The following is a 21,997-nucleotide window of genomic DNA, read 5'->3' as shown; positions in this document are numbered from 1 at the left end:
TACGTTTTTGTTATTCTCTAATCTAAAATCTCGGCCAAATAAAATTAAGCAATCGTTTGCTTTTTAGATGGCGTATCACTCAAGTTCTGGTATTATTCGCTCAGCAATTTTTTATCCAATAACCCATCTCTATGTGGCGTTTTATAAATGATAGGAATGTCTTAATGAGCCTTGCAGATCAAGTTCTTGCCGTCAACGATGACCTCCCAATTCGAACTCACCTCCCAGTACATAGCGGTAAAGTCCGTTCTGTTTATTGGCTTACCGAAGAAGATAGTAAGCGTCTGATTCTCGAAAAAGGTTACGATGTTGCGTCGGATGCACCTTTGGCTATTATGGTGATCAGTGATCGCCTTTCGGCTTTCGATTGCGTATGGCATGCTGAAGGCGGCCTTAAAGGTGTTCCAGGTAAAGGAGCGGCGCTTAACGCTATTTCCAATCATTGGTTCCAATTATTTAAAGATAACGGGCTAGCAGATAGTCATATCTTAGATATCCCTCACCCATTTGTCTGGATCGTACAGAAAGCCAAACCTGTAATGATTGAAGCAATTTGTCGTAAGTACATTACTGGCTCAATGTGGCGTGCGTATGAGAAAGGCGAACGTGAATTTTGTGGTATTCAATTACCGGAAGGGTTAGGAAAAGACAAAGAACTACCTGAACTTATTATGACGCCTTCCACAAAAGGAATATTAAAAGGAATTCCTGGGGTTCCGGAAGCGGATGATGTCAACATCACTAAAGCCAACATTGAAGAGAATTTCGCCGCATTTAATTTCAGCACCAAAGACGACATTGCTCAATATGAAGTACTGCTTTCGCAAGGTTTTGACGTGATTAGCAACGCATTAGCGCAAATCGGACAAATCTTTGTTGATACCAAGTTCGAATTTGGTTATGTCACTAATGCTAAAGGCCAAGAAAAACTGATTTACATGGACGAAGTTGGTACGCCAGATTCATCACGCTTATGGGACGAAGCAGCCTACAACAAAGGCAAAATAGTGGAGAATTCAAAAGAAGGCTTCCGCCAATTCTTATTGAACCATTTCCCAGACCCAGATATTTTGCTTAATAAAGAGCGTATGCCTGAACGCGAAGCGCTTGCTAAAGACAATGAACTACCACTTGAAGCAATGATGAATGTCTCTAAAACCTACATTGAAATTGCTGAAAAAGTGATAGGAAAACCATTACATCTGAGTGAAAACCCTAAACAGGAAATTATTGATGTACTCAGAACCCAATATGGTTTGATCGACTAATCAGAATTATCACATCAAAAAGGGACTTCATTTGAAGTCCCTTTTGCAATTTTAGCCCAGAAAAAGCAAGAAAGCTTCTATAACAACATCACCAAAAATTCTTCTGGAGCAATAATGATCAAATTCGCATTTGCTTGCTGTTCGATCAATGTTCGCTGTTCCATAGGTATCTGATACGGCATTTTCAAACGAAAACAACTAATACCCAGCACCCTAGCCAGCTCCACCAGCACTATGATATTCGACTCATCGCTATGCTGAGATGACAAGCGATTCATCGCGGCATCCCAAAGCTTTTGTTCAGCGGTTTTATCCAACTCCTGATTTGGATTATTCCCGACTGATGGCCACTTAAATCCAAAGAGTTCAACAAAAGTCCAATGATGATTGCTACTTTCTCCAAGAAAGTTGGTGTAATCAAATTCGATATTCATTGCTGCTGAATTATTCATCTCGCCTCCCCGTCATGTCATACCATGATGATCTGACTATTAATGAACCAAGTTAATATAGCAATGGAATATAAAAAAACGGTCTTTTATAGCCTCGAGATATATTAAATGGCTATATAAAAAACAAAATCGCAACAGTTATCGAACATCTCATTCATCATAGGTGTCTAGTTGATTAATATTTTCAACCATGAATTAAGTCCTGTTTAATCATCAGTCAATTTAAAAAACTAAAACATTTGTTATGCAAATGTAACTCGGTTCCAACAACTTATACCTTTCCTTTCTATTTACATAACATAAGCCGCCAATTACACTTTATTCGTATCCTTCAAATATCGACTAATAGGTTTAACATGAATCATGACAAACGCCCGCTATATATCCCCTATGCCGGAACGGCACTACTCAGTACGCCACTTCTTAATAAAGGGGCCGCATTCACTACTGATGAGCGCCGTTCGTTCAACCTCGAAGGACTGTTACCCGAAATTACCGAAACAATTGAAGAGCAAGTTGACCGCGCATACCGTCAATATTGCAGCTTTGATAGTGACATGGATAAGCATATCTACTTACGTAATATTCAAGATACTAATGAAACGCTCTATTACCGGTTAGTACAAAACCATGTTACTGAAATGATGCCTATCATCTACACACCAACTGTGGGCGCAGCATGTGAGAACTTCTCCAATATTTACCGTCGCGGGCGTGGCGTTTTTATCTCCTACCCTAACCGAGATAGAATTGATGATTTATTAAATAATGCCTCTAACCAAAACGTAAAAATTATTGTGGTAACCGATGGTGAACGTATCCTAGGGCTTGGCGATCAAGGCATCGGTGGTATGGGTATCCCAATAGGCAAGTTGTCACTCTACACCGCCTGTGGAGGTATCAGCCCTGCTTATACTTTGCCTATCGTATTAGATGTTGGTACCAATAACCCACAGCGTTTAGATGACCCTATGTATATGGGGTGGCGAAACACTCGGATCACCGGAGAAGAGTACAACGAATTCGTCGAAGAATTTATCCAAGCAGTATTGCGCCGCTGGCCTGACGTTCTAATACAGTTTGAAGATTTTGCTCAAATCAATGCGATGCCCTTGCTTGAGCGCTATAAAGATAGAATTTGTTGCTTCAATGATGACATTCAGGGAACAGCCGCGATCACAGTCGGATCTTTAATGGCGGCATGTAAAGCTGCCGGAAGCCAACTGTCAAAGCAAAGAATTACCTTTCTCGGTGCGGGCTCTGCTGGTTGTGGTATCGCTGAAGCAATTATTGCACAGATGGTATCTGAAGGAATTAGCGATGAACAAGCGCGCTCTCAAGTTTATATGGTCGACCGTTGGGGTTTACTCCAAGAGGGAATGCCAAACTTACTGGATTTCCAACAACGCTTAGTCCAGAAAAAAGAAAGCACTCAAAACTGGCACACTGAAGGGAATGGTTTTTCATTACTCGACGTCGTTAGAGAAGCAAAACCGACTGTCCTAATCGGCGTTTCTGGTGCCCCGGGACTGTTTAGCGAAGATGTAATCAAAGAGATGCACAAACACTGTTCGAGACCCATTGTGTTCCCATTATCGAACCCGACTAGCCGAGTTGAAGGTACGCCGAACAATATTCTCAACTGGACCCATGGCGAAGCTCTGGTTGCAACAGGAAGTCCTTTTTCTCCAGTACAAGTTGGCGATAAAACTTTTGAAATTGCTCAATGTAATAACAGCTATATTTTCCCTGGGATCGGTTTGGGTGTTTTGGCGTCTAACGCCACGCGTGTCACAACTGAAATGCTAATGGAATCCAGTCGAGCGCTTGCAGAATGTTCACCGCTAGCCATTACCGGCGATGGTTCATTACTACCACCTCTAGAAGAGATTCACACAGTATCAAAGAAAATAGCACTTGCCGTAGGCTTAAAAGCGATTGAACAGCAAGTCGCACCAGAAATTAGTGAAGAAGCACTGGAACGAGCTATTGAGGTTAACTTTTGGAAGCCAGAATATCGGAGCTACAAACGAACAGCCTATTAATTAGATCTAACTCTCTTAACCTATTCTAACCATCGCTGTCCTGAGCGATATCTCTGCGACCTCTCAACAAGAGGTCGCTGTGCTTTGAGCAATATCATAGAAATGTGTACCTTATTAATTCCGAACGCCAAAACAACTGAATCGAGATATGATGTTTGCTATTGTAATATCTAATAGACTCATATTAATTTATTAGACCGGAAGTTTTGCCAGTAGATGGGAATTAAGATTAATGTATATCGAATGAAGCAGTGGTTATCTATGACTATTATGGCTTTATTGATAACGCTAGCCTTGATCATTGGAATCGACCGTTGGGTAAGCTATAAAACCCAATCCAATATTCTTACATCTGAAATTCACACTCCACATTACGACGTTGCAGTTGTGCTTGGTACTAGTAAGTACTTAGGGAAAACGCTCAATTCCTACTACACACATCGTATTGATGCAGCGATCAGGCTCTATAATCAACACAAAGTCAGTAACTTTCTCTTGAGTGGCGATAATGCCCATCGGTCCTACAATGAACCTTGGACAATGAAACGGGATTTGCTTCGAGCGGGCGTCCCGGAAGAACATATTTATCTCGATTACGCTGGATTTAGTACTTTAGATTCCATTGTAAGAGCGCGCCGTATTTTCGATAGCGACCATTTCCTCATTATCACTCAAGGTTTTCATTGCGAGCGTGCGTTGTTCATTGCTCAATATCATCAAATCGATGCTACTTGTCTCGCGGTACCCGGCCCTGAAGGCTATTCAGGTCGGTATGTTCGGATGCGAGAAGTATTAGCTCGGGTTAAAGCCGTTCTCGATCTCTACGTCCTCAAGTCTGAACCTAAATTTCTAGGGCCAAAGGAACCGATTTTGCTCGATAAAACGTCTGAATAACCCTCAATTTCTGAGCCAACGATTCAATATCTTTCCATTTTCTTGAAGTATTCATTATTTGCTTATGCCCATGGAGATGACAACCTTCCATTAGGATGATAACGTCTAGCGAAAATAGATAATAATTAGAGTAATGTCATGTCGAATCAAGCAACTGGCGTATTAAGTAAAATGCGCGCAAACCTCTCTGAAACTACAGATTATTTCTTGCCGATTGGGGAACAGGAAATTGCACTCACCCCCCTAATTGGTAAACAAATCAGTCTCACTCACACAGGTAAGATCTTGTGCAGTAACTGCGGAAAGAAAACCAAAAAGAGCTATTCCCAAGGTCATTGTTTTGTCTGTATGAAAAAGCTCGCAAGCTGTGATATGTGTATTATGAAACCAGAAACTTGCCACTTTGACGCAGGCACATGTCGTGAACCGGAATGGGCGCAAGATAATTGCATGGTCGATCACTACGTTTACCTGTCAAATACTTCAAGCCTGAAAGTTGGTATTACTCGTCATACTCAAATTCCCACTCGCTGGATTGACCAAGGCGCCACTCAAGGGTTACCGATCATCAAAGTTACTAATCGTAAACTTTCAGGTTTAGTTGAGATCGAATTAGCAAAACATATTGCCGATAAAACCAATTGGCGTACTTTGTTAAAAGGTGATGGTGAACCAATGGATTTAGTGGCGAAAGCAAAAGTACTGCTTGAACTAGTTAGCGATCATATTGCCGATCTCAAACAGCAATATGGCGACGACGCAATTGAGCTATTACCGCTGATAGATAATACTCAAATCACACAAATTAGTTACCCCGTAACTCAACATCCAGTAAAAATAACCTCTCATAACTTTGATAAAGAGCCTGTTGTCACTGGATTGTTACAAGGAATTAAAGGTCAGTACCTCATCTTCGATACTGGGGTGATCAACGTACGAAAATTTTCTTCCTACGAAGTCACGATAGACTATTAATTATGCGAAATAACTGCAAAAAGAATAGCCTATAACAAATTGGTACCATGTCATTATTGTCATTGGCTTTAATTGATTTAGAGAATCACCTACAATCAGGCCAATAACTCAACGAACAAAAAAGTTGGAGCACAAATGAGCAACAATAAACATTCTAAATTACTCATTCTTGGTTCTGGACCCGCTGGCTACACCGCCGCAGTGTACGCTGCCCGAGCAAACCTAGATCCAGTAATGATAACCGGGCTTCAGCAAGGTGGTCAGCTAACCACGACGACAGAAGTAGAAAACTGGCCAGGCGATCCAGAAGGGCTCACTGGACCAGCGCTGATGGATCGCATGAAAGAGCACGCCGAGCGTTTCAACACCGAGATTATTTTCGACCATATTAACGAAGTCGATTTCTCCCAGCGTCCATTCCACCTAAAAGGAGACAATGGTGAATTCACGTGTGATGCCCTAATCATTTCGACTGGCGCTTCGGCAAAGTATCTCGGTTTGCCATCTGAAGAAGCTTTTCAAGGACGCGGTGTATCTGCTTGTGCCACGTGTGATGGTTTCTTCTACCGCAATCAAAAAGTCGCCGTTGTTGGTGGTGGCAACACCGCAGTTGAAGAAGCGCTCTATCTATCGAATATCGCCTCAGAGGTTCACCTAATTCATCGTCGCGATACATTTCGTTCTGAGAAAATTCTCATCGACCGCCTAATGGACAAAGTCGCCAACGGAAATATTATCCTTCACACAGACCGAACTTTAGAAGAAGTTGTCGGTGACGAAATGGGTGTAACCGGTGTTCGTCTGAAAGATACTCAATCAGACGACACTGAAAATCTTGATGTTATGGGTGTGTTTATTGCCATCGGCCACAAACCGAATACTGATATTTTTAGCGACCAACTAGAGATGAAAAATGGTTATATCGTCGTTCAATCAGGGCTCGATGGTAATGCAACCCAAACCAGTGTTGAAGGGATCTTCGCTGCTGGAGACGTGATGGATCACAACTACCGCCAAGCAATTACTTCTGCAGGGACTGGATGTATGGCTGCGCTTGATGCTGAACGTTATTTAGATAGCCTAGAAAAATAGTCTTTCTCGCTTTTGAAGAAAACTGAATTGACCCAACCCGGTGGTGTCCCCTCCGGGTTTTATTTTGTATACTTCCTTGTTCAATTCCATAATAAAAACTCTAAATAAGCCTCATCAAATGGATAAAGATAAACAGAAGAACCTGAATGCCTGGCTTCGCCTCCAGAGTAAAAAAGCGAAGCGTTGGTTATTGCTTGCCGTTAGCTTGGGTATACTCTCGACCCTGCTTTTACTCGGACAAGCCGCATTAATTGCTACGATTCTATCTCAGCTCATCATCGACCATGCTGATAAAAGCACGCTTATTCCCCACTTTCTTGGCTTGCTTGCTCTTATCGCAGGGCGAGCGGCGTGTGCTTGGGCGCGTGAAATGGCAGGGTTTCATGCTGGGCAAACGATACGAATCTATATCCGACAACTGATTCTCGATAAGTTGACAGAAATGGGGCCGGCCTATATCAAAGGCAAGCCAGCAGGCGCATGGGCTACTCTCACATTAGAGCAAGTCGAAAATATGCACGATTTCTTCGCTCGCTATCTGCCACAAATGTCTCTTGCGGTGATGATTCCATTCATTATTTTGATTGTGGTATTTCCAACCAACTGGGCTGCGGGGCTTATTTTCCTAATTACCGCGCCATTGGTTCCCTTCTTTATGGCATTAGTTGGCATGAAAGCAGCCGATGCAAACCGTAAAAACTTTAAAGCGCTTCAACGCCTTTCTGGGCACTTTTACGATCGTTTACAATCGATGACCACGATTCGCATGTTTAACCGCGCACAAGCTGAATCAGACCACTTACGTGCGGCGTCTGATGTATTCCGGGTTAGAACGATGGATGTCCTTAAAATTGCCTTTCTCTCATCGGCAGTTTTAGAGTTCTTTACCTCAATTTCCATTGCGATTACTGCGGTGTACTTTGGCTTTAGCTTTATCGGTGAACTTAACTTTGGTTACTACGGCGCCGGCGTAACTCTTTTCTCTGGTTTATTTATCCTGATATTGGCGCCAGAGTTTTATCAACCTCTAAGAGACTTAGGCACTTTTTATCACGCTAAACAGCAAGCTGTCGGAGCGGCTGAAAGCATTGTCGAATTTCTCGAACTCGATGTTGAAGAAATCGTAAGTGGTGACCAAACTCTTAGCGCAAATCAACCAATTGAAATTAAAGCAGATGGCCTAGAAGTTATCAGTCCAGATGGCGCACAACTTGTTGGCCCAATATCCTTTACCATCGCAAGTGAAAAAACCACCGCGATCGTTGGCCCAAGTGGTGCAGGCAAGACCACATTAATCAACGCAATACTCGGATTTATGCCTTACCGCGGCTCGTTAACCATAAATGGTATCGAGCTTCGAGAACTCTCGCATCCTGCATGGCGTAAACAAATTAGTTGGATAGGACAAAATCCATTATTGTTACACGGAACCATTCGTGACAATGTCACACTATCAAGCCCTCAACTTAGCAATAACGAGGTTGAATCCGCGTTACAACACGCCTTCGCCGATGAATTTGTTTCAGAATTAGGACTCGACTATCCGGTTAGCGATCGTTCAGGTGGTTTATCGGTTGGCCAAGCACAGCGCTTAGCATTAGCTCGTGCAATATTGCAAGATGGCAATTTCTGGCTCCTCGACGAACCCACTGCGAGCTTAGATGCCCGCAGTGAGCAATTGGTGATGAAGAGTATTGAATCAATGACGCGCAATAACACCACGCTTTTTGTTACCCATCAGCTTGCTCAGCTTAAACAGGTCGATCATATTATCGTGATGGAACACGGTAAAATCACACAAACGGGACACTACGATGAACTCTCGCTCGCCAACGGGATGTTTAGTCAAATGCTCAGTGCCAATGACACTCTTCAATCTCAAATGGAGGGCAACCTTGATGCGTGATTTACTGCCTTTTCTAGCCCTGTATAAAAAACATTGGTTTGGCTTAATCATCGGTATGCTGTTAGCGTTTATCACTTTAGCTGCATCCATTGGCTTACTTACATTATCAGGTTGGTTCCTGACAGCAGCAGCGGTTGCGGGGCTTACCATCGCAAGAGAAACGTTCAACTACATGTTGCCCGGTGCTTTTGTTCGAGGTATGGCAATGGGTCGTACGGCTGGGCGATGGGGTGAACGCGTTGTAAGTCACAGCGTCACGTTTAAAGTGCTTGCTGATCTGCGTATCTTCTTTTTTGATAAACTTGTCCCCTTGATTCCAGGTCGAGTGGCGAATTTACGCGATGCTGATTTACTCAACCGTTTAGTTGCCGATATCGACGCGATGGATCATGTGTATTTGCGTCTTATCAGCCCTATGACCATTGGTACTTTAGGTATTATTTTCCTTACCGGATTTATCGCTTGGTTCGATCTTGATGTTGCACTGCTGCTCGGTGGTATGTTGCTATTCCTTCTTTTGATTTGGCCTGTTCTATTTTACAAACTGGGCAAAAATAATGGTCGCGAACTCACTCTTTTTCGAGCTGATTTTCGTATTACGCTACTCGATTGGGTTCAAGGTTTTGGAGAGTTAAGCCTATTTGGAGCCGAGCCGAGATACCGCGAACAAATCGAACAACAACAATCTGAATTGCTAGCACGGCAGAAAGTTAACGCACGTTTTACCGGTCTAGCTCAAGCATTACTAATGCTTGCTAACGGGTGGATGCTTGTACTTATGCTTTGGGTTGTTGCTGATGGTGTTGGTGGGCGTGGGCAAGATCCAATGATCGCGATGGTTGTCTTTGCGACAATGGCAAGCTTTGAGCTCTTAGTCCCCATAGCTGGTGCGTTTCAACATCTGGGTCAAACTCTCACCTCAGCAAGACGTCTGAATGAAATACTGCAAGCGCAGCCAGAAGTCACTTTCTCGTCGCAATCTACTGAACATTCACAACAGTTTGATATTGTATTTTCCCATGTCGATTTTCGCTATAGCGACGATACTCAGCAAGTGCTGCACGATGTTGATTTTACGATTCCAGCAGGCAATAAAGTGGCGATTGTCGGTCAAACGGGTTCAGGAAAATCTACGATTATGCAACTGTTATCGCGCTATTGGGATCCTCAATCGGGCTCAGTCTCCCTTGCCGGTGTCGATTTACGAGAATGGAACGAAACCCAGCTGCGCCAGTCATTAAGTATCGTAAGTCAACGAGTTGATATCCTCAATGGTTCACTACGTGACAATCTATTAATTGCCGACCCTGAAGCGAGTGATGAAGCGCTATTTAAAGCACTTTCGTCTGTTGGATTGAATAAATTAACTCACGATGGTGGATTAGACACATGGTTAGGTGATGGCGGCCGTCAACTTTCTGGTGGTGAACGCCGTCGCATTGGTATCGCACGGGCGATTCTCCATAATGGTGAGGTTCTGTTATTGGATGAGCCAACAGAAGGTCTCGACAAGCAGACTGAACAACAAATTATGGCACTGTTGCAGCGGCACTTTACCGATAAAACCGTATTATTCATCACTCACCGTTTGGTTGATATGGATAAGATGGATGCGATATGTCTTGTTGAAAAAGGCCAGATCGTTGAGTTTGGCGCACATAGCGAACTCATGGAAAAACAAGGCCGTTATTTCCAACTAAACCAAACATTATAAGGAATATAGGTATGCATCACATTCGTCCTGCGACCCAAGCCGATATCAATCGCATGTCGGAGATCGAGCAGCTTTGTTTTCCAGAAAGTGAAGCGGCTTCTTTGCAATCGTTCATTGATCGATTTGCCGTTTTTCCTGAATGTTTTTTCGTATTAGAAGTCGATGGTGTCATTGTTGGTCACATCAACGGATGTGTCTATCACAGCCCTGAGCTACCTGACGAACTGTATGCCAACCCTTCGATGCACTGTCCTGATGGAAAATACCAAACTGTATTTGGTTTGGTTGTCCACCCAGACTTTCAACGAAATGGCTACGCCTCTCGCTTAACCGAACATTTAATCGAAATCAGTAGACAACGAAATCATTTTGGAATCGTATTAACCTGCAAAGACAAGTTAATCAATTTCTATCAAAGCAATGGGTTTGTCTGCCAAGGAGTTTCAGCATCGAGCCATGGTGGCGCGAATTGGAATGACATGCTGCTGAGTTTTTAATCGTATCGCTTAGATCAAAAAATCCCCAAGTGAATTTTTATTCGCTTGGGGATTTTTTCATTATACTTTCACTCACTGAGCATACTAACTAAATACGAGTACGCTTTTTCGCGGGTGTGCGACGAGTTGATGGTTTCTTACCATTCGTCGGTTTACCACTCGTTGGTTTTTTACCAGAATTAGACGCTGGTTTGGCGCTCGGTTTACCACGTTTGCCTGCTGGTGTCGTAACGCGTTCTTCGTGGCGCTTAATCGCACGACGAATTTTATGACCACGAGCACGCTCGCGTTTACGCGATGTGTTGTCTTTCGACAAATCCAGCATGGTTTCTTTCTCTGGTGGGAGTTCTACCATGGTACGTAGATAGTTAACATCTTTGAGGTCTAGTTCAACCCAACCACCACGAGGCAACGCTTTATCAAGATAAATCTCACCGTAACGAACACGTTTTAGGCGGCTTACCGTTGTATCTTGTGATTCCCACAAACGGCGCACTTCTCGGTTTCGGCCTTCATTAATCACGACATAGAAGGTATGGTTCATCCCTTCTCCACCGGTATAAACAATATCTTCGAAACGCGCTTCGCCATCTTCAAGTTCGACACCGCGAACTAGATTGCGAATATTTTGTTCTGTCACTTCACCAAAGACGCGAACTAAATATTCACGTTCAACTTGCCGGCTTGGGTGCATTAAACGGTTAGCAAGTTCACCATCGGTTGTAAACAGCAACAATCCCGATGTATTCGCATCTAAGCGGCCAACAGAAACCCAGCGTGAACCACGAATTTTAGGTAAACGGTCAAATACCGTGCGGCGACCTTCTGGATCGCTACGAGTACATAACTCACCTTCTGGTTTGTAATACGCCAATACGCGGCATACAACTTCTTCTTCCGCTTTAATTGATACTACGTGCCCATCGACACGAATGATCGCACTTGGATCATCAAGACGCTCACCAAGAATAGCTACTTTACCATTAACACTAACACGCCCGGCTTTAATCAGAGATTCTAACTCACGACGTGAACCGTGCCCTGCTCGTGCTAAAACTTTTTGTAACTTTTCGTTCATTTCATTACCTTGTTGTGTCGTCTTCACAGACGTCAGCATTTGTATTTTCAAAAAATATCAATAAGTTACAGCTATATAACTCAAAGAATATCTATTCTGGACGGGCATTATACATGAGACACTATCTGGTTAATACCATGTTTATGCTTTGTGTTTACCCAACGAAGGAAATCGATGTCGTGGCTCAAAGCAAATCCAAACTGATCTTGTGTGATGTGATTAATCCTGAAACTTCAATGTTTAATGTTATGCCTCTCTTCTAGAAAAGATCGAACTTTAAATTCCATATGTTAATACAACGTCTTAGCTGTTAAACAAATAAGGAAACTCTCTCGTGTTCACGAGTGGTGAAATTACCACCATCTACGTGTTGTATTAATGATAATGACGTAGCAGCGATTGATTCAAGTTAAGTGGATAATTTCGATGTGTCATGGCTGTTTTGAAAGATACAGTTTTAGCAAGAATATATATTCCATTTATCAATTAAGTTATTCCAAATTGATATATTCAATAATACAACTCTATGAAAAATTTGTAGTCTTACATTGATATCGTAAATATGTCGTTGTTGGGTATAAAAATATTGTTATGGAGGATCAAAATGAATAAGTGGTTAAAAATACTTTTAATTATTATTGCGATAAGCGTTGTCATTATATTATCAGCGCCTAAAGTGATTGAATATGTAGTGCAAGGCCCCCAACAGGAGCAAGGTGAAACAGACCTACAATTCACTGAAGTAACAACTCAATTCACTCATAAATCAGACTTTGTCGCAGCATTACCATTTATGGCCTTAGCAACGATTGATGTCGATGGGGATGGTACCGATGAGATTTTTGTTGGCGGAGGGGTTGGCCAGCAAGATAGCTTGCAGAAGTATGAGAATAACCAATTTATTAGCCTCTCATCAACAGGTTGGTTTACAAAAGATGTTGATGACCCAACCTACGGTGCCTCTTCGATTGATGCTAACAATGATGGTCGTGTTGACTTATTTGTTGTTCGAGATAGTGGCCTATATTTCTACGAAAATACTACGAATGGTTTTAATGGTAACAAAGTCGACTTTCCATTAGACCCGACATCTATGCCACTATCAGTGTCCTTTGGTGATATTAATAACGATGGTGCGGTAGATCTTTATGTTTCTAATTACATTCGTCCCGAATTTGTTGAAGGTGAAACCATTTTCAATCAAGAATACGGTGGAATCAGCAACTTATTATTAAACAATGGTGACAATACATTTACTGATATTACCCAATCTTCAGGTGTATATGAACAACATAATACCTTTACTGCTGTCTTTGTAGACCTTAATAATAATGGACTAAGTGATCTCGTTGTTGCTCAAGATACAGGGTTTGTTCGCGTCTTTAAAAATAACGGGGATACGACCTTTGATCGCGTTGAATTACCGGTAACTTATAGCTACCCAATGGGGATTGCAGTGAGTGACTATAACAATGATGGTTTTATGGACTTATATTTCAGTAATGTAGGAACGACCTTGCCAGACGTTTTAGTGCGAGGCGATTTAACCGAAGATCAGACACTAAATAAAAATTATATTTTACTCGAAAACCAAGGCAACTTTACGTTTGAAGATACCGCTTTAAAAAACAATGCTGCTAAATATGGTTTTGGTTGGGGCTTGGTTTCATATGACTTCAATAACGACACCATGGCGGATTATTTGATCACACAAAACTACATTCGTTTCCCTGCGGTTGAACTTCTAGATTTGTATCCTGGCAACTTATTGCAACAGTACGATGGCAATGTGTTTAAGCCAGTAGAAAAAGTATCAGGTATCTCTAATCCAATGTTTGGTGTTACAACGGTTGTTTCTGATTTTAACGATGATGGTTGGCCAGATGCGGTTATAGGTAATCTTAATGGTCCATTACGCGCATTTATTAATAACGGTGGTGAGCGTCATTGGTTAAAGGTTAACTTTAATGATGAAGCGGCATCGATTGGTGCATTAGTTACCGTCATCATGGAAAATGGCACAACATACCACAACCAGTTTTATACCAGTGAAGGTTTAGGATCGGATCAAACAACCGATGTTTTCTTTGGTTTAGGAGATCAAACAAACATAGCTTCTGTACTTGTGAAATTCCAAAATGGCAAAGCTATCACCGTGGACTCGCCAGCAGTGAATACCATCATTGATTTATCTAATGAATAAAATTCTTCAATAATAATGAGACTTAAATAATGGATACACAAACCCAAAAGGTTTTATTTTTGACTGGACTTGCTGGCTTCTTTGCTGCCCTTTTTGTTGGTGTCGGCGAATTTACTTTGCAATATTCTCCTCTTGGAGGTTACGAAAAAGAAGGTTATATCTACTTTGCAAATGTCGCCAAAGAAAAACTAACAATGGGGCACTTTTTTAGCACATTGGCTGCTCCATTGTACCTATTAGGCTATTGGCATATTGGACAAATGTTTATCCGTGGAGGTAGCAAACTTTATGGGTGGATTATTACCTTGCTCGGTGGTTACGCTTTTATGGTCGGAAATGCTTGGTTAGGTGGGCGTATTTATTTAGCACTGACAGCTCATGAAATTGCTGATACAAGTGACCCAACAATAATTGCACAATTACATAGCTTATTAATGGATTTTGGTGCTCATAATGAACCTTTGGTCAATGCTTTACGCTTAGCCATTGTTGTTGTGTCCATATTTTGGGTTTGGCGTATTGCAATCGGAAAAACCTTATATCCTAAGTGGATGGCGATATTTAGCCCTGCATTATTGCTCGGTTTGATTTTTACCACCTATTTTACCGGAATGAGTGTTGGAGTGTGGCTGTTACCTGCTGCAATGAATGTCGTTCATTTGATTGTTTTTTCTTTATCTTTGTATGCACTTTATAAAGTAAACAAATCATGAGGAATATAGCGGTTTATTTTGTAAAATTTATTTTGTTTGCTTTGCTTGCAACTGGATTGTATGGCGCAGCGTCGGTATCGTATACAACCATTACTGGCGTAGCACCATGCCCAACTGTCGGTTTTATTCCAGCTTGCTTTGTGGTCTTCATAGGTTATTTATTCATGTTGATTGCTACAATACTTATGATATCCCGACGGCCATTGAACAAATTATTTTTAATCGGTTGGGTACCTGTTTTCTTACTTGCGTTTATAGGTAGTATATTTGAAATAAGTAATGGTTCGACCTGCCCAAAAAGTGGTTCTGGTTTAGCTCTATGTTATGTCTCTTTAATATTTACGATCATTATTGCAATGTCTTATCTTTTTTTAGCTAAGTTAAAGATAAATAATGGTTAATACAGCTCCCAACCTGCTGTACAAGGCATTGAATATAGGAAGCCGTAGGCAACACTCACGGTCAATTCAAACCCAATGTGCAATCATTATGCACAACTGAAAACAATCACAAAAAATAGAGAAACGCTGCAGCCTCAATGTCGTATTAAGTGTAAATATTAGAAGATTTCATTCGATAACGATCATCGCCCCGACTAGCAGGGCGATGGGGGTTTTGTTGCTGTGATTACATGAAGATAGTCACTTACTATTCGAAAGGCGTACTATCACCAGCACCTTGTCGTAACACTTTCACTTCATCATCACTAAAATCAATGACCGTTGTAGGCTGCTCACCAAGATAACCACCGTTGAGAATCACATCAACTGCATGCTCTAACGAATCACGAATTTCTTCAGGATCTGATTCGGTCGTCTCTTTGTTAGGTAAAATGAGTGACGTCGACATCATCGGCTCACCCAATGCTTCAAGTAAATCCAATGCTATTTTGTTATCCGGAACACGGATACCAATAGTCTTACGTTTACTGTTCATCAAACGACGGGGCACTTCCTTCGTTCCCTTGAAAATAAAGGTATAAGGGCCAGGGGTATTGTTTTTCAATAAACGAAATGCGGTATTATCAACACGGGCGTAAAACGACAACTCTGAAAGATCGCGACATAAAAGGGTAAAGTTGTGTTTATCGTCCAGACGTCTAATCTGACAAATTCGTTCTAGTGCTTGCTTATTTTCTAACTGACAACCTAACGCATAACCAGAATCGGTTGGGTAAACCACCACTCCGCCGTTACGAATAATCGCGACAGCTTGGTTAATAAGACGTGTTTGAGGGTTGTCGGGGTGAACATAAAAATATTGACTCATTCTACTTCCTCACATCGAGTCTAAGACTCAACTTTCTGGGGTTCAATTCCCCAGTCTTTCCAAACAGGTTCTACACCAGCAGGCAACCATAGATTTCTTCCTAACTCCATCCACGGAGAAGGATAATGGAAATCGCTGCCTTGCGATGCTAATAAATTGTATTGTAACGCATAATCTGCCAAGTTGCGCCGTTCATTCGGCCCTTGTTGTGGTTGAGCAACTTCCATAGCGTCACCACCAGCGTCACAAAATGCAGTTAATAAGCGCTTTAACCATTTTGCGGTAAGGTCATAACGCCCAGGGTGAGCAAGAACGGCTTGGCCTCCAGCGGCATGAATTGCGCTCACGGCTTCAGTCATAGAGCACCACATTGGAGGGACATAACCGGGATTATTGCGAGTCAAAAATTTCTTAAATACGTGCTGCATCGATTTTGCATACCCGTTTTCAACCAACCACTTAGCAAAATGAGCACGGGTAATATACGCCTCTCCCGCAATTGCTTTTACTTCTTCAAGTACACCTTCACGTGTCACTTTCTCTAACCGGCTTGCCATGAGTTCAGAGCGTTCAACCCGGAGCTGTTTTTGTTGTGCAATTAATTCGCACAACTGTAAATTTTCTACGTCAATATTCAACCCAACAAGGTGAATATCTTTATTCTGCCACAATGTTGAAATCTCAATACCCGAAATTAAACGAATCGGCAATTGATTAGATTCAATATGATGAAATGCTTCAGCCAATCCCGCAGTCGTATCATGATCGGTTATCGCTAGCACATCTATATTAAATTCAAGTGCTCGATTAATAACATCAGTCGGGGTAAACCGCCCGTCAGAAGCGATGGTGTGACTGTGTAAGTCTATTCTTGGCATTGTTTCTTTTGATTCCTACTTCATAAGGCAATATAGGGCAATTTCTAAGGAAAAAGGCTTGACTTTCACCGTACGCACTAGCAAACTAGTACGCAATTACTTAGAAGAGTTTAAGAGAGTCTTCCCGCTATGTTACAAGAATTTACTGCCATGCAGAAAAAGAATTTAGTAACAACCAACAATGGTTGGAACTGGTGGCGCGTGACATATTTATTCCAGCGGGTCTAGACTGATAGCAAATCGAATTTAAGAGCCCGCAATTGATGCGGGCTTTTTTACATTATTTTTATAGGATTACCTCATGAACAATACAATAGGTATCAATCAACTGGGTAAGTTAGAGGTCATAAAAAAAACCGTCGCTTACCACGCTGACCCAACAAAATTATTTCATACCTTATGTGAACATAAGACCGATAGTTTATTGCTTGAGTCTTCTGAAATTGAATCAAAGCAAGACCTAAAAAGCTTATTGTTGGTTGACGCCGCAGCGCGAATCGTATGCAACGGACATAAAGTTGAGTTTCAAGCGCTAACTGAAAACGGTCAAAATTTAATTGAGCACCTAGCACTTAATATCAAGCCAAGTATCAAACATCACTTAACCAACGATCGTTTAGAACTCGAGTTTGAAACCCCTTCAGATACATTAGATGAAGATTCTCGACTCCAGCAATCTTCTTCTTTCGATCCTTTACGCTTAGTTCAGCATAGCTTTAACCGTGAGGGACATGATCGTTTTGCCATTTTCCTTGGTGGACTGTTTGCGTACGATATGGTGGCGAACTTTGAACCGCTTGGTGATGCAGCGCAAACCAACCAATGTCCCGATTACGTGTTTTATGTATCGGAAACGTTATTGGTGATCGACCACCAGCGTGGATGCTGTGATATTCAGGGGAGCTTGTTTAATCCTGACCCAGCACATGTCGCTCAACTAACGCAGCGTATCGATAGCATCATTGAACAATGTAAAGAACCAGCGGAACTACCAGAAGCGCAGCAGTTAGATCAAGTAAATGTAGACGTTTCTGTAAGTGACAATGATTTTTGTCAGATAGTTGATGACTTAAAACATCACATTGTGCAAGGCGATATTTTCCAAGTTGTCCCATCTCGCAGTTTTAATTTACCGTGCCCTTCACCGTTGGCCGCTTATAAGAAGCTCAAAGAGAGTAACCCAAGCCCTTATATGTTCTATATGCAAGACGAGCTGTTTACACTGTTCGGCGCATCACCAGAAAGTGCTCTGAAATATTCTCAAGAAACCAATCAAATAGAAATCTACCCGATTGCTGGCACCCGTCGTCGTGGTAAAAACCCTGATGGTTCGATTAACCTCGATCTTGATGGTCGCATCGAACTCGAATTGCGAGGCGATCGAAAAGAAAATGCTGAGCATATGATGTTAGTGGATTTAGCCCGTAATGATGTTGCTCGTATCTCCGAAGCGGGTACTCGACACGTGGCAAATCTACTGGCTGTCGACAGGTACAGTCATGTGATGCATCTAGTCTCTCGTGTTGTCGGACAACTTAGAGGCGATCTGGATGCACTTCATGCCTATCAAGCCTGTATGAATATGGGAACCTTAACCGGCGCACCTAAAATTCGAGCAATGCAGTTAATTCGAGAAGTTGAACAAGAGCGCCGCGGTGGCTATGGCGGCGCGGTTGGCTACCTGACTGGTGAAGGCGATCTCGACACCTGTATTGTGATTCGTTCTGCGTATGTTGAAAATGGCGTCGCACGTGTTCAAGCCGGTGCGGGTGTGGTGTATGATTCCGCCCCACAGTCAGAAGCTGACGAAACTCGAACCAAAGCTCAAGCCGTGATCTCTGCGATCCAAATGGCTCATCAAAAGCAGGAAGCATAAGGAGAACTCATCATGGCTAATTTATTATTTATCGACAACTTTGACTCATTTACCTACAACCTCGTTGATCAGTTCCGCTCACTTGGTCACAACGTCACTATTTATCGGAATAATCTAACGGTTGCGCAAATCAATGCAGAGTTAGCACAACTCGACAACCCGGTTGTAGTCTTATCTCCCGGTCCTGGAGCTCCCTCTGAAGCGGGCTGTATGCCAGAACTTATTCAAAGCTTAAAAGGCAAAGTGCCAATGATTGGTATTTGTCTGGGGCACCAAGCCATCGTCGAGGCATACGGCGGTGTTGTCGCTGGAGCGGGTGAAATTATTCATGGCAAAATATCAATGATGGAACACCAAAATCACGAGATATACCAGAATTTACCTTCACCATTAGCCATTGCGCGTTATCATTCGTTAGTGGCAACCGAAATACCGGATGCACTGACGGTAACAGCAGAAGTCAACGGTTTGGTGATGTCTGTTGTACAGGAAAACGACAAGGTATGTGGATTTCAGTTTCACCCTGAATCAATTATGACCACCTATGGCGCAACACTATTATCCAATGCGATTGATTGGTCTCTTGCAGGCTAGACTTACGATACATTCAAATCGACAAAGACAACGCATTTAGCGATTAAATGAGTAACCGAATTAGCGACAGAATTTAAGGACGAAACCATGCAAGCGATTATCGACAAACTTTACGCACAGCAGTCATTAACTCAAGAAGAAAGCCAACATCTGTTTGACCAGATCGTAAAAGGTGAAATGGACCCAGTACTATTGGGGACACTATTAACCTGCTTGAAAATCAAAGGTGAAACACCTGAAGAGATTTCCGGTGCAGCAAAAGCTCTTCTAGCCAATGCAAAGCCCTTCCCTAGCCCAGATTACGACTTCGCTGATATTGTCGGTACGGGTGGAGATGGTCATAACACGATTAACATATCTACCGCTTCTGCTTTCGTTGCTGCTGCATGTGGAGTGAAAGTCGCCAAACATGGTAACCGAGGCGTATCGAGCAAATCCGGTTCTTCTGATCTACTCAACGCGTTCGGTATTGACTTAGCAATGAGCCCAGAAGTCGCTCGTAAAGCCGTTGATGATCTTGGTGTCGCCTTTCTGTTTGCTCCGCAATATCACGCCGGAATGCGTCACGCAGCACCGGTTCGCCAAGTAATGAAAACCCGGACTATGTTCAACATTCTCGGCCCCTTGGTTAACCCTGCTCGCCCAAATATCGAATTGATGGGGGTTTACAGCAAAGAACTCATTCGCCCAATCGCAGAAACCATGCTGCAAATGGGAATGAAACGTGCGGCGGTTATTCACGGTTCAGGATTGGATGAAGTGGCAATTCATGGTGAAACTACCGTTGCAGAAATTCGTGACGGAAAAATTGAAGAATACACCGTTACTCCAGATGATTTTGGCCTAAAAACCTTCCCACTTGAATCAATAAAAGGTGGCGAACCCGAGGAGAACCGTGAGATCATCACCCAAATATTAACGGGGAAAGGCACCGAAGCACAAATGTCAGCAGTGGCAATCAATGTGGCAATGCTATTACGTTTATTTGGCCAAGAAGATCTTAAAGCCAATGCACAACAAGCACTAGACGCAATGGCAACAGGTAAACCATACGAATTAGTTCAACAACTGGCACAACGAGGCTAAGGGAAATGACGCAACAACTCTCAGAACATATTTCGACTCTGCATACTGAAATGGCGGAAGTGCTGGTCAAGATTGTAAAAGACAAGGCGATTTGGGTAGAAGAACGCAAACAGCAGCAACCTCTCGCAAACTTTGAATCTGAAATTACACTATCAGATCGTAGTTTCTACCAAGCGCTAACGTCTGAACATGCTGTTTTTATTCTGGAATGTAAAAAAGCGTCACCATCAAAGGGGTTGATTCGCCCTATTTTCAATCCAGAAGAGATAGCCACCGCGTACAAGCCATACGCCAACGCGATCTCGGTATTAACCGATGAGAAGTACTTCCAAGGAAGCTTTGATTTCTTGCCTCAAGTAAGAAACTCAGTTCATCAGCCAGTACTGTGTAAAGACTTTATGATCGACCCATATCAGGTGTATCTCGCTCGTCATTACGGAGCAGATGCTATTTTGCTTATGCTTTCGGTTCTCGATGATAACGAATATCGCGAGTTAGCCGAACTTGCGCATAGCTTCAAGATGGGTGTACTAACAGAAGTAAGCAACGATGAAGAGCTAGTACGTGCAGTCAATTTAGATGCGAAAGTTATCGGTATTAATAATCGCAATTTACGTGACCTCACTACAGACCTTAACCGCACCAAAGAACTCGCACCTAAGCTGCCACAAGACCGAATTATTATTTCTGAATCGGGCATCTACACTAACCAGCAAGTGAGAGATTTAGCCACTTACGCCAATGGTTTTCTAATCGGCAGCTCGCTAATGGCACAAGACAATATTGACCGCGCTGCTCGTCAAATTATATTAGGCGACAACAAGGTTTGTGGCTTAACTCGCGCCGAAGATGCGCAAGCCGTTCATCAGGCAGGTAGCGTTTATGGCGGGCTGATCTTTGTTGAGAAGTCACCTCGTTATGTGACTCCAGAGCAAGCATCTCAAGTAATTGAAGGTGCTCCACTTCTCTATGTTGGGGTCTTCCAAAATCATGATTTGAGTGACATTGTCACAATAGCAAGTCAACTTTCCCTTAGTGCCGTTCAGCTTCATGGAACTGAAGACCAAGACTATGTGAGCCGTTTACGCAAACAACTACCCGAATCAATCGCAATTTGGAAAGCCTATGGTGTGAGCGACGAGATGCCGGCGAAACTTGGAGCGGATATAGAGCGTCATTTGTTTGATGCGAAAGTCGGCGAACAACTTGGGGGAACAGGCACGACGTTCGATTGGCGAGCGTTAACCGATACCAGCGATATTATGCTCGCTGGCGGTATAAACCCCAACAATGCCCAACAAGCCGCGTCACTTGGTTGTCTTGGTTTGGATTTAAATTCAGGTGTGGAATCTTCACCAGGGCAAAAAGACAACGAGAAATTAGAGCAAGCATTTGCAAAAATTAGAGCCTACTAGGCGAACGATTGCAGATAAGTGCGAATACCCATTTTTAAGGAT

General features: G+C 42.6%; 19 protein-coding genes. 14 read left to right on the top strand and 5 right to left on the bottom strand.

The genetic code is table 11. The features are described from left to right. Positions 1 to 164 precede the first annotated feature (164 nt). The gene (locus ACXJY6_RS07490; RefSeq protein ID WP_458767915.1) at positions 165 to 1,268 is read left to right on the top strand and encodes a phosphoribosylaminoimidazolesuccinocarboxamide synthase; all 1,104 of its coding nucleotides are present in this window, start codon (positions 165 to 167) and stop codon (positions 1,266 to 1,268) included. Between the two features lie 77 nt (positions 1,269 to 1,345). Here ACXJY6_RS07490 and ACXJY6_RS07485 read toward each other — a convergent pair whose 3' ends face one another. Next, positions 1,346 to 1,720 (bottom strand): hypothetical protein, encoded by a 375-nt coding sequence (locus ACXJY6_RS07485; protein WP_458767914.1) that lies wholly within the window; start codon positions 1,718 to 1,720, stop codon positions 1,346 to 1,348. A 356-nt stretch (positions 1,721 to 2,076) separates the two neighbouring features. Here ACXJY6_RS07485 and ACXJY6_RS07480 point away from each other — a divergent pair, with 356 nt between their 5' ends. From ACXJY6_RS07480 to ACXJY6_RS07450, 7 genes are all read left to right on the top strand, one after another. Next, positions 2,077 to 3,765 (top strand): NAD-dependent malic enzyme, encoded by a 1,689-nt coding sequence (locus ACXJY6_RS07480; protein WP_458767913.1) that lies wholly within the window; start codon positions 2,077 to 2,079, stop codon positions 3,763 to 3,765. 243 nt (positions 3,766 to 4,008) lie between these two features. Beyond that, positions 4,009 to 4,659: a SanA/YdcF family protein gene (locus tag ACXJY6_RS07475; protein WP_458767912.1), complete on the top strand. Its 651-nt coding sequence runs from the start codon at positions 4,009 to 4,011 to the stop codon at positions 4,657 to 4,659. Positions 4,660 to 4,797: 138 nt separating this feature from the next. After that, entirely contained in the window at positions 4,798 to 5,634 is an 837-nt protein-coding gene (locus tag ACXJY6_RS07470; protein ID WP_458767910.1) for a DUF2797 domain-containing protein, read from the top strand. Between the two features lie 135 nt (positions 5,635 to 5,769). Beyond that, positions 5,770 to 6,726 (top strand): thioredoxin-disulfide reductase, encoded by a 957-nt coding sequence (gene trxB / locus ACXJY6_RS07465; RefSeq protein WP_458767909.1) that lies wholly within the window; start codon positions 5,770 to 5,772, stop codon positions 6,724 to 6,726. 118 nt (positions 6,727 to 6,844) lie between these two features. Further along, a complete protein-coding gene (gene cydD / locus ACXJY6_RS07460) occupies positions 6,845 to 8,632 on the top strand; it encodes a heme ABC transporter permease/ATP-binding protein CydD (protein WP_458767908.1) in 1,788 nt (595 codons plus the stop codon). Then, on the top strand, positions 8,625 to 10,346 hold the full coding sequence (cydC, locus tag ACXJY6_RS07455) for a heme ABC transporter ATP-binding protein/permease CydC (RefSeq protein WP_458767906.1): 1,722 nt from the start codon (positions 8,625 to 8,627) through the stop codon (positions 10,344 to 10,346). Before cydD ends, cydC begins: the two co-directional genes overlap by 8 nt. A gap of 11 nt (positions 10,347 to 10,357) precedes the next feature. Beyond that, positions 10,358 to 10,843 (top strand): GNAT family N-acetyltransferase, encoded by a 486-nt coding sequence (locus tag ACXJY6_RS07450; protein WP_458767904.1) that lies wholly within the window; start codon positions 10,358 to 10,360, stop codon positions 10,841 to 10,843. An 88-nt stretch (positions 10,844 to 10,931) separates the two neighbouring features. Here ACXJY6_RS07450 and rluB read toward each other — a convergent pair whose 3' ends face one another. Next, complete coding sequence (rluB, locus tag ACXJY6_RS07445; protein WP_456049511.1) at positions 10,932 to 11,921, bottom strand: 23S rRNA pseudouridine(2605) synthase RluB; 990 nt, start codon at positions 11,919 to 11,921, stop codon at positions 10,932 to 10,934. A gap of 604 nt (positions 11,922 to 12,525) precedes the next feature. Here rluB and ACXJY6_RS07440 point away from each other — a divergent pair. Continuing rightward, positions 12,526 to 14,124, top strand: coding sequence for a CRTAC1 family protein (locus ACXJY6_RS07440; protein WP_456049510.1), 1,599 nt, complete (start codon positions 12,526 to 12,528; stop codon positions 14,122 to 14,124). Positions 14,125 to 14,153: 29 nt separating this feature from the next. Further along, positions 14,154 to 14,837: a DUF6796 family protein gene (locus ACXJY6_RS07435; RefSeq protein WP_458767902.1), complete on the top strand. Its 684-nt coding sequence runs from the start codon at positions 14,154 to 14,156 to the stop codon at positions 14,835 to 14,837. A 13-nt stretch (positions 14,838 to 14,850) separates the two neighbouring features. Here the strand turns inward: ACXJY6_RS07435 and ACXJY6_RS07430 are convergent, their stop codons facing one another. From ACXJY6_RS07430 to rnm, 3 genes are all read right to left on the bottom strand, one after another. Continuing rightward, on the bottom strand, positions 14,851 to 14,988 hold the full coding sequence (locus ACXJY6_RS07430) for a hypothetical protein (RefSeq protein WP_456049508.1): 138 nt from the start codon (positions 14,986 to 14,988) through the stop codon (positions 14,851 to 14,853). A gap of 497 nt (positions 14,989 to 15,485) precedes the next feature. After that, positions 15,486 to 16,106, bottom strand: coding sequence for an L-threonylcarbamoyladenylate synthase (locus tag ACXJY6_RS07425; RefSeq protein ID WP_456049507.1), 621 nt, complete (start codon positions 16,104 to 16,106; stop codon positions 15,486 to 15,488). A 20-nt stretch (positions 16,107 to 16,126) separates the two neighbouring features. Then, positions 16,127 to 16,984 (bottom strand): RNase RNM, encoded by an 858-nt coding sequence (gene rnm, locus ACXJY6_RS07420; RefSeq protein WP_458767900.1) that lies wholly within the window; start codon positions 16,982 to 16,984, stop codon positions 16,127 to 16,129. Positions 16,985 to 17,285: 301 nt separating this feature from the next. On the opposite strand from rnm, the gene ACXJY6_RS07415 reads away from it, so the two are divergent. The 4 genes from ACXJY6_RS07415 to trpCF all read left to right on the top strand — a co-directional run bounded on the left by ACXJY6_RS07415 (position 17,286) and on the right by trpCF (position 21,955). Continuing rightward, positions 17,286 to 18,860 carry an anthranilate synthase component 1 gene (locus ACXJY6_RS07415; protein WP_458767898.1) on the top strand — a complete coding sequence of 525 codons (1,575 nt, stop codon included), beginning with the start codon at positions 17,286 to 17,288 and terminating at the stop codon, positions 18,858 to 18,860. A 12-nt stretch (positions 18,861 to 18,872) separates the two neighbouring features. Next, the gene (locus tag ACXJY6_RS07410; protein WP_458767897.1) at positions 18,873 to 19,454 is read left to right on the top strand and encodes an aminodeoxychorismate/anthranilate synthase component II; all 582 of its coding nucleotides are present in this window, start codon (positions 18,873 to 18,875) and stop codon (positions 19,452 to 19,454) included. A gap of 87 nt (positions 19,455 to 19,541) precedes the next feature. Continuing rightward, on the top strand, positions 19,542 to 20,540 hold the full coding sequence (gene trpD, locus ACXJY6_RS07405) for an anthranilate phosphoribosyltransferase (protein WP_456049503.1): 999 nt from the start codon (positions 19,542 to 19,544) through the stop codon (positions 20,538 to 20,540). Positions 20,541 to 20,545: 5 nt separating this feature from the next. Next, positions 20,546 to 21,955 carry a bifunctional indole-3-glycerol-phosphate synthase TrpC/phosphoribosylanthranilate isomerase TrpF gene (gene trpCF / locus ACXJY6_RS07400; RefSeq protein WP_458767896.1) on the top strand — a complete coding sequence of 470 codons (1,410 nt, stop codon included), beginning with the start codon at positions 20,546 to 20,548 and terminating at the stop codon, positions 21,953 to 21,955. Positions 21,956 to 21,997: the final 42 nt, after the last annotated feature.

The sequence above is a fragment of the Vibrio phycocola genome, from assembly GCF_054404255.1.
The sequence above is the reverse complement of the archived record's forward strand: the minus strand, read 5'-3'. Positions and strand labels throughout refer to the sequence as shown.

What these genes read in the sequence shown, in the direction of transcription:
- ACXJY6_RS07490 (WP_458767915.1), top strand. Translation starts at nt 165, where the DNA reads ATGAGCCTTGCAGATCAAGTTCTTGCCGTCAACGATGACCTCCCAATT.
- ACXJY6_RS07485 (WP_458767914.1), bottom strand. Translation starts at nt 1,720, where the DNA reads ATGAATAATTCAGCAGCAATGAATATCGAATTTGATTACACCAACTTT.
- ACXJY6_RS07480 (WP_458767913.1), top strand. Translation starts at nt 2,077, where the DNA reads ATGAATCATGACAAACGCCCGCTATATATCCCCTATGCCGGAACGGCA.
- ACXJY6_RS07475 (WP_458767912.1), top strand. Translation starts at nt 4,009, where the DNA reads ATGAAGCAGTGGTTATCTATGACTATTATGGCTTTATTGATAACGCTA.
- ACXJY6_RS07470 (WP_458767910.1), top strand. Translation starts at nt 4,798, where the DNA reads ATGTCGAATCAAGCAACTGGCGTATTAAGTAAAATGCGCGCAAACCTC.
- trxB (WP_458767909.1), top strand. Translation starts at nt 5,770, where the DNA reads ATGAGCAACAATAAACATTCTAAATTACTCATTCTTGGTTCTGGACCC.
- cydD (WP_458767908.1), top strand. Translation starts at nt 6,845, where the DNA reads ATGGATAAAGATAAACAGAAGAACCTGAATGCCTGGCTTCGCCTCCAG.
- cydC (WP_458767906.1), top strand. Translation starts at nt 8,625, where the DNA reads ATGCGTGATTTACTGCCTTTTCTAGCCCTGTATAAAAAACATTGGTTT.
- ACXJY6_RS07450 (WP_458767904.1), top strand. Translation starts at nt 10,358, where the DNA reads ATGCATCACATTCGTCCTGCGACCCAAGCCGATATCAATCGCATGTCG.
- rluB (WP_456049511.1), bottom strand. Translation starts at nt 11,921, where the DNA reads ATGAACGAAAAGTTACAAAAAGTTTTAGCACGAGCAGGGCACGGTTCA.
- ACXJY6_RS07440 (WP_456049510.1), top strand. Translation starts at nt 12,526, where the DNA reads ATGAATAAGTGGTTAAAAATACTTTTAATTATTATTGCGATAAGCGTT.
- ACXJY6_RS07435 (WP_458767902.1), top strand. Translation starts at nt 14,154, where the DNA reads ATGGATACACAAACCCAAAAGGTTTTATTTTTGACTGGACTTGCTGGC.
- ACXJY6_RS07430 (WP_456049508.1), bottom strand. Translation starts at nt 14,988, where the DNA reads ATGAAGACCACAAAGCAAGCTGGAATAAAACCGACAGTTGGGCATGGT.
- ACXJY6_RS07425 (WP_456049507.1), bottom strand. Translation starts at nt 16,106, where the DNA reads ATGAGTCAATATTTTTATGTTCACCCCGACAACCCTCAAACACGTCTT.
- rnm (WP_458767900.1), bottom strand. Translation starts at nt 16,984, where the DNA reads ATGCCAAGAATAGACTTACACAGTCACACCATCGCTTCTGACGGGCGG.
- ACXJY6_RS07415 (WP_458767898.1), top strand. Translation starts at nt 17,286, where the DNA reads ATGAACAATACAATAGGTATCAATCAACTGGGTAAGTTAGAGGTCATA.
- ACXJY6_RS07410 (WP_458767897.1), top strand. Translation starts at nt 18,873, where the DNA reads ATGGCTAATTTATTATTTATCGACAACTTTGACTCATTTACCTACAAC.
- trpD (WP_456049503.1), top strand. Translation starts at nt 19,542, where the DNA reads ATGCAAGCGATTATCGACAAACTTTACGCACAGCAGTCATTAACTCAA.
- trpCF (WP_458767896.1), top strand. Translation starts at nt 20,546, where the DNA reads ATGACGCAACAACTCTCAGAACATATTTCGACTCTGCATACTGAAATG.